2 protein-coding genes are annotated in these 15,310 nt (G+C 46.0%); both read left to right on the top strand.

The genetic code is table 11. The features are described from left to right. The first annotated feature begins 140 nt into the window (after window positions 1–140). Window positions 141–5,603: a Rib/alpha-like domain-containing protein gene (locus ACZ49W_RS06740; protein WP_464814549.1), complete on the top strand. Its 5,463-nt coding sequence runs from the start codon at window positions 141–143 to the stop codon at window positions 5,601–5,603. A gap of 283 nt (window positions 5,604–5,886) precedes the next feature. Further along, complete coding sequence (locus ACZ49W_RS06735) at window positions 5,887–15,180, top strand: Rib/alpha-like domain-containing protein (RefSeq protein ID WP_464814548.1); 9,294 nt, start codon at window positions 5,887–5,889, stop codon at window positions 15,178–15,180. Window positions 15,181–15,310 lie beyond the last annotated feature (130 nt).

Here is a 15,310-nt window from a genome sequence, read left to right as displayed (position 1 = left end):
CATTTTGAAAGTAAAATTTATTTGTTTAAATAAAGGTGAAAGTGTGAAAAATACTTTGACAAATCAATAAAATAAGACTAAAATGTTACTATATAGAATGCCTTTTCATCTATATCATTTATCACTATAAGGAGATTCCCATGGATTTTAAGAAAAAGGAAATATTTTCCATCCGTAAATTTAAAGTTGGTGTATTTTCTGTTTTATTAGGCTCGTTGGCAGTCGGTGTGTCAACTGTATCAGCAGATAGTTTGGAGGGTCAAGCTCAGACCAATCCTGATGCTGCCTTGAGTAATAAAGCAGAAAACGACCTTCAAGAAGATGTAGCACTTGTGACAGCTACTCCAGTTGAAGCGCCAAAAGCCCTTGAAACAGGCCTAGCGCAAGAAAAAACCGAAGCAATCGTTGAAAAACCAGTTGCAGAAGAAGTAAAAGTTGCTAGTGACCTTGTAAAACCAGAAGTTAAGGAAGCAGCTAGTCAGAGCGTTCTTACGCCTAGCTTGCCTGAAAAGGTTGCGGTGGCAGATCCTACCAACTTGACGGATAACGACAAGTCTAAGGTTCTTCGTCGTGTCTTGAAAGCCAATCCTGATTTGCTGGCTGAGAATGTAGCGATTGCAAACGATGGGACCATCACCCTCACCAAAGATGATCAGGTTAAGACCCTTCTTGCCAGTGATGTGGTTTATGAGGCGGCAAGTATTCCAACTGGTGACCAGCCTTTTGCGGAAGTCAGCACCAAAAACCCAGCGATTAAGTCTGTGACGGAAAATGCGCGTGAGATTGTCTTTTGGCAAGGTGTGGGTAGTACCGAGCGTGTGAAATTAGCGACGGTTGACCTCAACTTTGCAGCTGATCTCAAATTCATGTTCACCCAACATGATAGCCCTAACCAATACGATCCAAATGAAACAGACTGGAAACGCAATGGTTCAGATGCCAAGGTAAGTTTGGATGTTGTTCGTCCAACCAACCGTAAGACGGAAGTTTATCTGAAACCAGGGTCTATTTTGGAGAGAGCGGACAAGGGAACCACGATTCAAGATAGTTATACAGCGACCCTCAAGATTTCACAATCAGGTCGTAGAGCGCAATACACACCAGGATCACATCCTTATGTCTTGCACTCCATTGCCGTTCCAAATGTGACCAATCCAATCAATAAACCAGTTGGTCAGATGGTAACCAATGATGAAATTTTAAACGCTGTTAAGGCTGCTTTTGTAGGTCTTCCAGCAGACACAGAAAAACCAATCAATCCAGCTAATAACGCGATTTACCCACGTTGGACAGCTCTGGGATGGAACGATATTAAGGCGGAGGTCTTGACGACTACCCTTCCAGGATCTGGTAAAAATAACAAGGTTGAAGTGAAATTGACACTTCCAGCGGATCGTGGTGGCAACACCGTGACTGTACCAGTTATTGTCAACTATGTGCCTGAAGCGCAAGCACAAACGGTTAATTTGGGTGAAACTCCTGTTGCGACCAACTCTATCAAGGACTTCAGTAAGTTGCCAACTGGAACTACAGCCGCTTATAAGACCAAGATTGATACCTCAAAAGCAGGCGATAAGGCAGGCACTGTTGTCGTGACTTATAAAGATGGCACCAAAGATGAAGTTCCAGTAACGGTCAAGGTTGTGGATAACCGTACGGACGCTGAAAAATACACGCCAACTGAAAAAGCTCAAACAGTTAATCTCAACCAAGCCCCTGTTGCTGCTGATTCGGTAGCTAATCTCAAAGACTTACCAGCAGGGACTAAGACTGCCTTTAAGACGCAAATCGATACCAAGACACCAGGCAATAAACCAGGTACCGTTATCGTGACTTATCCAGATAATTCTAAGGATGAGCTTCCAGTAACCATTAAGGTTGTGGATAACCGTACGGACGCTGAAAAATACACGCCAACTGAAAAAGCTCAAACAGTTAACTTGAACCAAGCGCCAAAAGCGGCGGACTCCGTTGCCAATCTCGGTGACCTCCCAGCAGGTACTAAGACAGCCTTTAAAACTCAAATCGATACCAAGACACCAGGTAATAAACCAGGTACCGTTATCGTGACTTATCCAGATAATTCTAAGGATGAACTTCCAGTGACCATCAAGGTTGTCGATAACCGCACGGACGCTGAAAAATATGACCCAACAGCTAAGACTCAAACGGTTGGTCTTAATGCGACACCAAAATCTGATGCTTCTGTTGGCAACTTGAGTCAGCTACCAAAAGGAACCACCACTGCCTTCAAGAGTCCAGTGGATACTAAGACGGCAGGTGATAAACCAGCGACCGTAGTGGTAACTTACCCAGACAATTCTAAAGACGAAGTTCCAGTAACTGTTAAGGTAACGGATAACCGTACGGATGCGGATAAGTACGAACCAACCGAAAAACCACAAAGTGTTAATCTTAACCAAACACCTAAGTCTGATGATTCCGTGGCTAACCTCAAAGATTTGCCAGCCGGTACTAAGACCGCCTTCAAGACACCAGTGGATACTAAGACGGCAGGTGATAAGCCAGCAGTTGTGGTTGTCAGCTACCCAGATGGTTCAACAGATGAACTTCCAGTAACCATCAAGGTCGTCGATAATCGTACCGACGCTGACAAGTACGATCCAACAGCCAAGAGCCAAACCGTTGGTCTTAATGCGACACCAAAATCTGACGCTTCTATTGGTAACTTGAGCGACCTTCCAAAAGGCACAACCACTGCCTTCAAGAGTCCAGTGGATACTAAGACGGCAGGTGATAAACCAGCGACCGTAGTGGTAACTTACCCAGACAATTCTAAAGACGAAGTTCCAGTAACTGTTAAGGTAACGGATAACCGTACGGATGCGGATAAGTACGAACCAACAGCCAAGAGCCAAACCGTTGGTCTTAATGCGACACCAAAATCTGACGCTTCTATTGGTAACTTGAGCGACCTTCCAAAAGGCACAACCACTGCCTTCAAGACGCCAGTTGACACTAAGACCGCAGGTGACAAACCAGCGACAGTTGTCGTGACTTACCCAGACAATTCTAAAGACGAAGTGCCAGTAACTGTTAAGGTAACGGATAACCGTACGGATGCGGATAAGTACGAGCCAACCGAAAAACCACAAAGTGTGAACTTGAATGACACACCTAAGTCTGATGATTCCGTGGCTAACCTCAAAGATTTGCCAGCCGGTACTAAGACAGCCTTCAAGACACCAGTGGATACTAAGACGGCAGGCGATAAGCCAGCAGTTGTGGTTGTCAGCTACCCAGATGGTTCAACAGATGAACTTCCAGTCACCATCAAAGTTGTCGATAACCGCACGGACGCAGACAAGTACGAACCAACAGCCAAGAGCCAAACCGTTGGTCTTAATGCGACACCAAAATCTGACGCTTCTATTGGTAACTTGAGCGACCTTCCAAAAGGCACAACCACTGCCTTCAAGACGCCAGTTGACACTAAGACCGCAGGTGACAAACCAGCGACCGTAGTGGTAACTTACCCAGACAATTCTAAGGACGAAGTGCCAGTAACTGTTAAGGTAACCGATAACCGTACGGATGCGGACAAATACGAACCAACCGAAAAACCACAAAGTGTGAACTTGAATGACACACCTAAGTCTGATGACTCTGTGGCAAATCTTAAAGATTTGCCAGCCGGTACTAAGACCGCCTTCAAGACACCAGTGGATACTAAGACGGCAGGTGATAAGCCAGCAGTTGTGGTTGTCAGCTACCCAGACGGTTCAACAGATGAACTTCCAGTAACCATCAAAGTTGTCGATAACCGCACTGACGCTGACAAGTACGATCCAATCGCTAAGGATCAAAAAGTGAACATGGGCGATCAACCAAAAGCAGCGGATTCTATCGCTAACCTCAAGGATCTTCCAGAAGGCACGAAAGTTGACTTCAAATCACCAGTTGATACGTCAACTGCTGGCGACAAGGATGCTGTTGTGGTGGTAACCTACCCAGATGGTTCTAAGGACGAAGTTCCAGTGAAGATCACGATTGTTGATCCACGCACTGACGCTGACAAGTACGATCCAATCGCTAAGGATCAAAAAGTGAACATGGGCGATCAACCAAAAGCAGCGGATTCTATCGCTAACCTCAAGGATCTTCCAGAAGGCACGAAAGTTGACTTCAAATCACCAGTTGATACATCAACTGCTGGCGACAAGGACGCTGTTGTGGTAGTGACTTACCCAGATGGTTCTAAGGACGAAGTTCCAGTGAAGATCACGATTGTTGATCCACGCACTGACGCTGACAAGTACGATCCAATCGCTAAGGATCAAAAAGTGAACATGGGCGATCAACCAAAAGCAGCGGATTCTATCGCTAACCTCAAGGATCTTCCAGAAGGCACGAAAGTTGACTTCAAATCACCAGTTGATACATCAACTGCTGGCGACAAGGACGCTGTTGTGGTAGTGACTTACCCAGATGGTTCTAAGGACGAAGTTCCAGTGAAGATCACGATTGTTGATCCACGCACGGACGCAGACAAGTACGAGCCAGTAGCTAAGGATCAAAAAGTGAACATGGGCGATCAACCAAAAGCAGCGGATTCTATCGCTAACCTCAAGGATCTTCCAGAAGGCACGAAAGTTGACTTCAAATCACCAGTTGATACATCAACTGCTGGCGACAAGGACGCTGTTGTGGTAGTAACCTACCCAGATGGTTCTAAGGACGAAGTTCCAGTGAAGATCACGATTGTTGATCCACGCACTGACGCTGACAAGTATGAACCAATCGCTAAGGATCAAAAAGTGAACATGGGCGATCAACCAAAAGCAGCGGATTCTATCGCTAACCTCAAGGATCTTCCAGAAGGCACGAAAGTTGACTTCAAATCACCAGTTGATACGTCAACTGCTGGCGACAAGGATGCTGTTGTGGTGGTAACCTACCCAGATGGTTCTAAGGACGAAGTTCCAGTGAAGATCACGATTGTTGATCCACGCACTGACGCTGACAAGTATGAACCAATCGCTAAGGATCAAAAAGTGAACATGGGCGATCAACCAAAAGCAGCGGATTCTATCGCTAACCTCAAGGATCTTCCAGAAGGCACGAAAGTTGACTTCAAATCACCAGTTGATACATCAACTGCTGGCGACAAGGACGCTGTTGTGGTAGTGACTTACCCAGATGGTTCTAAGGACGAAGTTCCAGTGAAGATCACGATTGTTGATCCACGCACGGACGCAGACAAGTACGAGCCAGTAGCTAAGGATCAAAAGGTCAACATGGGAGACCAACCAAAATCTGATGCTTCTATCGGTAACCTCAAAGACTTGCCAGCAGGTACCAAGACTAGCTTCAAGAGCCCAGTTGATACGAGCACTCCAGGAGTTAAAGACGCAGTAGTTGTCGTGACTTACCCAGATGGCTCAAAAGATGAAGTTCCAGTTCGTATCATCGTGGCAGAACCTCAGAAAGCTATGCCAGTTAGCCGACCAATGGCTAAGAAAGCTGAACAAGCAACCCTACCAAAAACAGGTGATAGCTCCAACTCTCTTCTAGCAGTAGGTGCGATTCTAACTGTCCTTGGTTTGGGAATGACTACTAAAGGTCGCAAGAACGAAGATTAAGCCCAGTTGTCTGCTCTTTCCTAAGAGAGTAAGGGCATCGGTTAATCAAACAAAAAACTAGACACTTAAACAAGAGTGTCTAGTTTTTTTGTGTTTTTAGAAATGATTTTTTCTTTTTAGTTTGATGTATAAAATTAAAAGAGGATAAATAAGCATAAAGATAATTAACAAAAAATTTGTAAAACCGAAAACATAACGTTTGACAACTCTTTCACAACACGGTAGAATGTTCTCAATAGGTGTTACTTCCTATGAAACTATTTTCATTAAAGAAGGAGAATTTATGGATTTTAAACGTAAACAGATTTTTTCTATTCGTAAGTTTACAGTTGGGGTATTCTCGGTCCTTTTAGGATCTATGATTACCGGAACTGCTCTTGCTGAAGCAGATACCATCACTGCATCAACTGAGCAATCAGCTGCACTAGTAGGCACAAGCCCATCAATAGAAGCAACTGCTGAAACAAAAACCACAACAGAGCTTGCTCCTAAAGAAGAGGTTGCAAAAGTGGTTGAGGACTTGAAGCCCTCAGATGCTCAGGGAGAAGTCGCTAAGGTTGAGCAAACTGCCAAGGAAGTAGCACCAGAAAAAGAAGCGAAACCAGTAGCAACTTCTGAGCTAGCACCTAAGGCAACAAGCCCTGTGGCAGAAACGCTAGCACCAACTCAAGCGTCAAATTCGCAAACGCTTGCAAGCGAAACACCAAAAGAGGCACCAGCGCTTGAGTTTAGCCTTTCTGAAAAAGTAGCAGTGGCTGACCCAGCAAACCTCAAAGAGAGTGACAAGAGCAAAATTTTGAGCCGTGTCCTACGTGCAAACCCAGGGCTCACTGCTGAAAATGTCGTCATCGCTAGTGACGGACGTGTCACCATCACCCAAGACGGACGTGTCCATGTCATCGATGCTAAGGATACCGTCTATGAAGCAGAGCGTATCCCTGAAGGGGACCAGACTTTTGCCGTGTCTGATGCTAAAAGATGGTCAGCAACGACAAATAATGAAAAAACTCAAGTCCGTAATCAGTTCTTAAACGTGACGAGCACGAATCAAGGTAACGTTGCCTCAGCGACACCATCTGGAAAACAAGATATCTATTTCTGGAATGGAAAACCTGCTAGCTCTGACATCAAACTCGCTGATGTCACCTATAAGGCGGCTCCAACAGGTACTAATGCAGTGAAGTACTCCCTCCATCAAAACTCAAACGGAGCGGCAGCCCTTCGTGCGAATCAAATCTTTAATGATGGGAAAGTCTCTTCCTCTAGTTCAAAAATTAATTTGAAGGAAGAGACAACGAATTTAACGACAACGGTTTCCATTGCTAAAGGGTCTGTATTAAATGCGCAAACAGCTAATATCGCAGGAGTTCGCTACTCCAGTGTTCTTGCGGTGCAACAACAAACAGCTGCTAATACCAAAAACCCTGAAGCTGGGAATAACCTTACGGTAAAAAATGTTCGTGATAACTATAAGGCGCAAACTTACCAGCTCGTCTATGCCAATGGTAGCCAACCTTACTTCTTCAGAAATGTCCAAGTCCCATCTGTCAGTAAGGCGATTACCAAAGATGAAGGAGAAAAAGTTACCCAAGCCGATGTAGAAGCTGCGGTTAAGGCTGCTTTTGACACTATCGCCAAAAACACCACTTCTGGTATTCCTTCATATAAGACAGGAGATTACACTCGTCCTGCCATCACTTGGAACGAACTAAAAAAGACCTTCCTAGTGGATAAAGATGGAAATTCTATCGAAGAAAGTGCTCTCCCAACGAGTGGAACAGACCAACTCGTTTATCTCAAGCTCGCCTTTAATGAAAATAATGGCGGAAACGAAGTGGTGATTCCTGTCAAGGTGACATGGACAGTCAGCAAGGTTAGTAAGCCAGATGTCACGGCAAATGACAATGGTAGCGTGACAGTCACACCCGTGCAAAAGACCGGTAAGGAAGAACCGACTAAATTGGACGTAACTTACACTCCAGAAGGATTAACAACACCGAAGACCTTGAGTGCAACCAAAACAAATGGGCAGTGGACTCTTCCAGCTGATGCACCAAGTGGTACAACCATTGATGCCAATACTGGAGCTATCACTCTTCCAGAAAATGCCGTAGCAGATGGAACAGAAGTCAAAGCTATCGCCACCAGTGCGAGTGGTGCAACTTCTCCACAAGGTGAGGATGCAGCTAAAACCCTTCCACCAAAAGCACCAAGCATTGATAAAACAGCGAATGCGACAACAATCACACCAAGTACCGAAGGCAAACCTGCAACAGGTTTGACGGTGACTTATACCCCAGCTCCTACAGAGGAAAATGAAAATCCTGAACCAGTTGAGTTAGTGGCGACCAAGGGTGAAGATGGACGTTGGAGTCTTCCAGACGATGCGCCAGAAGGGGTGACAATCGATCCTCAAACTGGAAAGATCACCATTCCTGCAAACCAAATCAAGGAAGGCACAAATGTTGAAGCCAAATCTTCTAATGAAGCAGGAGATTCAACAGCAGAAGAGCCAGCAGATATCACTGCGCCAGAAGCACCAGTAGCTAAGGCAAACGACGATGGTAGTGTGACCGTGACACCTCCGTCAGATGATGACGTCGCTAAGATGAACGTCACTTATACGCCAGAAGGTGGTACTGAAAAGACTGCTCAAATTACTAAGGATGAAAACGGCAAGTGGAAATCAGATGATCCAAATGTTACGGTGAATCCAGATACGGGTGTCGTGACTATCCCAGCTGATAAAGTTAAGGACAACACGACCGTTTCAGCAAATGCTGTTGATGCTTCAAACAATGTTTCACCAAAATCAAATGAAGTAACAGCAAAACAAGTACCAACACCAACGGAATCTGCTAAGATTTCTCCAGTAGAAGCTGGGGCAGATAGTGTCACCTTGACTGGTCTTGATGGGCTAGATAAGAAAAAAGTTTATGAATTGGTCATTTCACCAACCAAGGATTCTCAACAAAATGCTTCTCAGTTGGTTGATGGTCTTTTCCAAAAATATCCAAATGCAGGAGATAAAATTAGCCTTTTAAGAGATAGTTTTGATGATACGACAACCTTACCAGAGGGACAATGGTTGACCCTTCGAGATAAGGCTGGTAATATCATTGATCAAATTCAAATTGGTCCAAAAACACCACCAGAAAAGGCTCCAGCACCAGAAGCACCAACCGTCACACCAAACGATAATGGTAGCGTGACGGTGACACCAAGCACCACAGGTGAGCCTGCGACTAAGGTGGACGTGACTTATACGCCAGAAGGTAGCGATACGCCTGTAACGGTAACGGCTACAAAAGGGACAGATGGAACTTGGAGCGTTCCAGCAGGTTCTGATGTGACGGTTGATCCAGCGACGGGTGCGATTTCTATTCCAGCGGACAAGGTCAAAGACGGATCAACTGTTACCGCTAAGGCGAAAAACAAGGATGATGTTGCTTCACCAGATGCAACAGGCCAAGCTGGCAACAACCCAGTTGTCAAGCCAGATAAACCAGTGATTGACACAGACTTGACCAACAAGGCAGGAACAACAGATGCCATTACTGTTTCTGGCAAAGAGGGTGAAACCATTACCCTTTACGGTCCAAATAGTGAAGAAATCGGAACAGGTACGGTTGGTAGCGATGGCAAGGCAGTGATTAAACCAAACAAGGCTATTCCAGCAGGCGACATCACAGCCAAGGCAACCAAAGACGGTCAAACTTCTGATGCGAGTGCGCCTAAGACGGCAACAGTAGCAGCACCTACTAAGCCAGCCATTACAACTGATTTGACTAAGCAAGCGGGTGAAAAACCTGAGATTTCAGTGACGACAACACCAGGTGCTGAGGTAACACTCTACGATGAGAACAATAATCCTATTGGTAGTGCCACAGCAGATGAAAATGGTGTAGCCAAAATCACACCAGAAAATCCATTGCCAGAGGGTGACATCACAGCTAAGGCAAGCAAGGATGGTCAAGACTCTGAGATTAGCGACCCAGCTAAGGCAACCAAGTCTGATGCCAACAAGTACACACCAACACTCAAACCAGACGCACCAAATACGAAGGCGCCAGCTAAAGGTAAAGCTTTGATTAATGGTTCAGATGCACCAGGTGCAAGCCTTGGTGACAGCGATAAAGATGCGATTAAGGACAAGGTTGATGTGTCTAAATTGCCAGCAGGTACAACGCTTGATATTCCAGCTGATGCAACAGTTGGTGGTACAGCGGATAATCCAACCGTAGCTGTTACAGTGAACTATCCAGATGGAACCTCTGAAACAGTTGACGTCCCTGTTAAACAAAAAGACAGTGCCAAGAATGAGCCAGAAATCAACCCAACAGCTGAACCAGGTAAGTCAACAGCTGACAAGGCCTTGATTGACCAAAAACCAGAAGTTGGTAAGGAATTGACTAGCCCAACAGACCAAGCGTCTGTCATTGCTAAGGTCAAATTGCCAGATGGTGCAACAGCAACTATTCCAGATGGCACTAAGATTGGTGGCACAGAGGACAACCCAACAGTTGAAGTTCTCGTTCATTATCCAGATGGTTCTATTGATAAGATCCAAGTTCCTGTGAAACAAAAGGATAGTTCAGCTAATGAACCAACGCTCAAGGAAGATGCACCAAACACACCAGCTCCAGCAGCAGGTAAGGCGCTCATCGATCAAGAGCCAGTCGTTGGTGAGCCAATCACATCTGATGCCGACAAGAAAGCTATCACGGACAAGGTTGATCTTCCAGATGCCTTCAAGGATGCGGACGGCAAACCAGTTGCAGGCACAACCGTTGAAGTTGCAGGCCCAGTCAAGACTAACGCTGATGGCGACAAGGTCGTTCCAGTTGAAGTGACTTATCCAGACGGCACCAAAGATACGGTTGATGTTCCTGTGAAACAAAAGGACAGCGAAAAACCAGCCAATGAGCCAAGCCTCAAACCAGATGCGGCTAAGACACCAGAAACAGCTAAAGGCAAAGCCTTGATTGACGGTTCTGATGCACCGGGTTCAGACTTGAGCGAACCTGACAAGGCTGCTATTGTGGACAAGGTGAAAGTTCCAGCAGGTGCGTCTGCTAAGGTTCCAGATGATGCCAAGGTTGAAGGTACCGTGGACAACCCAACAGTTCCAGTTGAAGTGACCTATCCAGATGGTACTAAGGAAACTATCCAAGTCCCTGTTAAACAAAAAGACAGTGCCAAGAATGAGCCAGAAATCAACCCAACAGCTGAACCAGATAAGTCAACAGCTGACAAGGCCTTGATTGACCAAAAACCAGAAGTTGGTAAGGAATTGACTAGCCCAACAGACCAAGCGTCTGTCATTGCTAAGGTCAAATTGCCAGACGGTGCGACGGCAACTATTCCAGATGGCACTAAGATTGGTGGCACAGAGGACAACCCAACAGTTGAAGTTCTCGTTCATTATCCAGATGGTTCTATTGATAAGATCCAAGTTCCTGTGAAACAAAAGGATAGTTCAGCTAATGAACCAAGCCTCAAACCAGATGGCGCAGATACGCCAGCTCCAGCAGCAGGTAAGGCGCTCATCGATCAAGAACCAGTTGTTGGTGAACCAATCACATCTGATGCCGACAAGAAAGCCATCACGGACAAGGTTGACCTTCCAGACGCCTTCAAGAACCCAGATGGTACACCTAAAGAAGGCACAACTGTTGAAGTTGCAGGCCCAGTCAAGACTAACGCTGATGGCGATAAGGTTGTTCCAGTTGAAGTGACTTATCCAGACGGCACCAAAGATACGGTTGATGTTCCTGTGAAACAAAAGGACAGCGAAAAACCAGCCAATGAGCCAAGCCTCAAACCGGATGCGGCTAAGACACCAGAAACAGCTAAAGGCAAAGCCTTGATTGACGGTTCTGATGCACCGGGTTCAGATTTGAGCGAACCTGACAAGGCTGCTATTGTGGACAAGGTGAAAGTTCCAGCAGGTGCGTCTGCTAAGGTTCCAGATGATGCCAAGGTTGAAGGTACCGTGGACAACCCAACAGTTCCAGTTGAAGTGACCTATCCAGATGGTACTAAGGAAACTATCCAAGTCCCTGTTAAACAAAAAGACAGTGCCAAGAATGAGCCAGAAATCAACCCAACAGCTGAACCAGGTAAGTCAACAGCTGACAAGGCCTTGATTGACCAAAAACCAGAAGTTGGTAAGGAATTGACTAGCCCAACAGACCAAGCGTCTGTCATTGCTAAGGTCAAATTGCCAGATGGTGCAACAGCAACTATTCCAGATGGCACTAAGATTGGTGGCACAGAGGACAACCCAACAGTTGAAGTTCTCGTTCATTATCCAGATGGTTCTATTGATAAGATCCAAGTTCCTGTGAAACAAAAGGATAGCGAAGCGAACGAGCCAAGCCTCAAACCAGATGGCGCAGATACACCAGCTCCAGCAGCAGGTAAGGCGCTCATCGATCAAGAGCCAGTCGTTGGTGAGCCAATCACATCTGATGCCGACAAGAAAGCCATCACGGACAAGGTTGACCTTCCAGACGCCTTCAAGAACCCAGATGGTACACCTAAAGAAGGCACAACTGTTGAAGTTGCAGGCCCAGTCAAGACCAACGCTGATGGCGATAAGGTTGTTCCAGTTGAAGTGACTTATCCAGACGGCACCAAAGATACGGTTGATGTTCCTGTGAAACAAAAGGACAGCGAAAAACCAGCCAATGAGCCAAGCCTCAAACCAGATGCGGCTAAGACACCAGAAACAGCTAAAGGCAAAGCCTTGATTGACGGTTCTGATGCACCGGGTTCAGATTTGAGCAAACCTGACAAGGCTGCTATTGTGGACAAGGTGAAAGTTCCAGCAGGTGCGTCTGCTAAGGTTCCAGATGATGCCAAGGTTGAAGGTACCGTGGACAACCCAACAGTTCCAGTTGAAGTGACCTATCCAGATGGTACTAAGGAAACTATCCAAGTCCCTGTTAAACAAAAAGACAGTGCCAAGAATGAGCCAGAAATCAACCCAACAGCTGAACCAGGTAAGTCAACAGCTGACAAGGCCTTGATTGACCAAAAACCAGAAGTTGGTAAGGAATTGACTAGCTCAACAGACCAAGCGTCTGTCATTGCTAAGGTCAAATTGCCAGATGGTGCAACAGCAACTATTCCAGATGGCACTAAGATTGGTGGCACAGAGGACAACCCAACAGTTGAAGTTCTCGTTCATTATCCAGATGGTTCTATTGATAAGATCCAAGTTCCTGTGAAACAAAAGGATAGCGAAGCGAACGAGCCAAGCCTCAAACCAGATGGCGCAGATACACCAGCTCCAGCAGCCGGTAAGGCGCTCATCGATCAAGATCCAGTTGTTGGTGAACCAATCACATCTGATGCCGACAAGAAAGCCATCACGGACAAGGTTGACCTTCCAGACGCCTTCAAGAACCCAGATGGTACACCTAAAGAAGGCACAACTGTTGAAGTTGCAGGCCCAGTCAAGACTAACGCTGATGGCGACAAGGTCGTTCCAGTTGAAGTGACTTACCCAGATGGCACTAAAGATATCGTTGATGTTCCTGTGAAACAAAAGGACAGCGAAAAACCAGCCAATGAGCCAAGCCTCAAACCGGATGCGGCTAAGACACCAGAAACAGCTAAAGGCAAAGCCTTGATTGACGGTTCTGATGCACCGGGTTCAGATTTGAGCAAACCTGACAAGGCTGCTATTGTGGACAAGGTGAAAGTTCCAGCAGGTGCGTCTGCTAAGGTTCCAGATGATGCCAAGGTTGAAGGTACCGTGGACAACCCAACAGTTCCAGTTGAAGTGACCTATCCAGATGGTACTAAGGAAACTATCCAAGTCCCTGTTAAACAAAAAGACAGTGCCAAGAATGAGCCAGAAATCAACCCAACAGCTGAACCAGGTAAGTCAACAGCTGACAAGGCCTTGATTGACCAAAAACCAGAAGTTGGTAAGGAATTGACTAGCTCAACAGACCAAGCGTCTGTCATTGCTAAGGTCAAATTGCCAGATGGTGCAACAGCAACTATTCCAGATGGCACTAAGATTGGTGGCACAGAGGACAACCCAACAGTTGAAGTTCTCGTTCATTATCCAGATGGTTCTATTGATAAGATCCAAGTTCCTGTGAAACAAAAGGATAGCGAAGCGAACGAGCCAAGCCTCAAACCAGATGGCGCAGATACACCAGCTCCAGCAGCCGGTAAGGCGCTCATCGATCAAGATCCAGTTGTTGGTGAACCAATCACATCTGATGCCGACAAGAAAGCCATCACGGACAAGGTTGACCTTCCAGACGCCTTCAAGAACCCAGATGGTACACCTAAAGAAGGCACAACTGTTGAAGTTGCAGGCCCAGTCAAGACTAACGCTGATGGCGACAAGGTCGTTCCAGTTGAAGTGACTTATCCAGATGGTACCAAAGATACGGTTGACGTTCCTGTGAAACAAAAGGATAGCGAAGCGAACGAGCCAAGCCTCAAACCAGATGCACCAAACACACCAGCTCCAGCAGCAGGTAAGGCGCTCATCGATCAAGAGCTAGTTGTTGGTGAACCAATCACATCTGATGCCGATAAGAAAGCTATCACGGACAAGGTTGACCTTCCAGACGCCTTCAAGGATGCGGACGGCAAACCAGTTGCAGGTACAACTGTTGAAGTTGCAGGCCCAGTTAAGACTAACGCCAACGGCGACAAGGTCGTTCCAGTTGAGGTAACTTACCCAGATGGCACGAAAGACCTCATTGATGTCCCTGTTCAGCAAAAAGAATCTGCAGTGCTTGAACCAGCTTACACTGGTAAGGCTTACCTTGAGATGCCAATTGTTGAAGGAACGCCAGTCACGACTGAAACGGATAAAGCAGCTATCATCGGTAAGGTTGCAACAGATAACCTTCCAGAAGGGACTACGGTCGTGGTACCAGAAGGAGCTAAGATTGAGCAAAATGGTGATCAGCCAGTTGTGGTTGTCGAAGTGATTTACCCAGATGGTACCGTTGATTATCTCAAAGTGCCAGTCGATCATAAGGAAACAGTGATTATTCCAGCAGACAAGACATTCGTAGGAAACGCGAACCACTTAACGCCAGAGGAACAAGCTATTGTCAAAGGTAAAGTGGAAGCGGCTAATCCAGGTGCTAGCGTTACTGTTGATGAAAAAGGAAATGCAACGCTTATCCTACCAAATGGTCAAGAAGTGATGATTTCTGGATTAGACTTAGTCGTTGAAAAGATGATCCCATCTACACCAGAAAAGACACCAGTAGGAGACGTCAACCATCTCACACCAGAAGAACAAGCCATTGTCAAAGGTAAAGTGGAAGCGGCTAACCCAGGTGTTATTGTCAGCGTTGATGAAAAAGGAAACGCAACGCTTATCCTGCCAAATGGACAACGTGTTGTAATCCCTGCATCAGACTTAGTTTACCTTGCTAGCCAAGCGTCAGCTCAAGCAGAGAGCAAGGCAGCAGCAAAACACCTTCCAAACACAGGTGAAGAACAAACGACTCTTCCAATTCTCGGTGCAATTCTAAGCGGATTAGCACTTATGGGATTGAAACGCCGTAAGGAAGAAAAAGACAACTAAAGCTAAGTGAGCTTTAAGGCTGTCAAAGAGAACCTTTCGAGGTTCTCTTTTTTTGTGTCAGCCATCATCATAACAATTTTCTGATAAATAAACTTGATAATTTATCAAAAATGCGGTAGAATAAAAGGAT

It is taken from the genome of Streptococcus sp. STR1/CE/0325 (genome assembly GCF_055386095.1).
The sequence above is the reverse complement of the archived record's forward strand: the minus strand, read 5'-3'. Positions and strand labels throughout refer to the sequence as shown.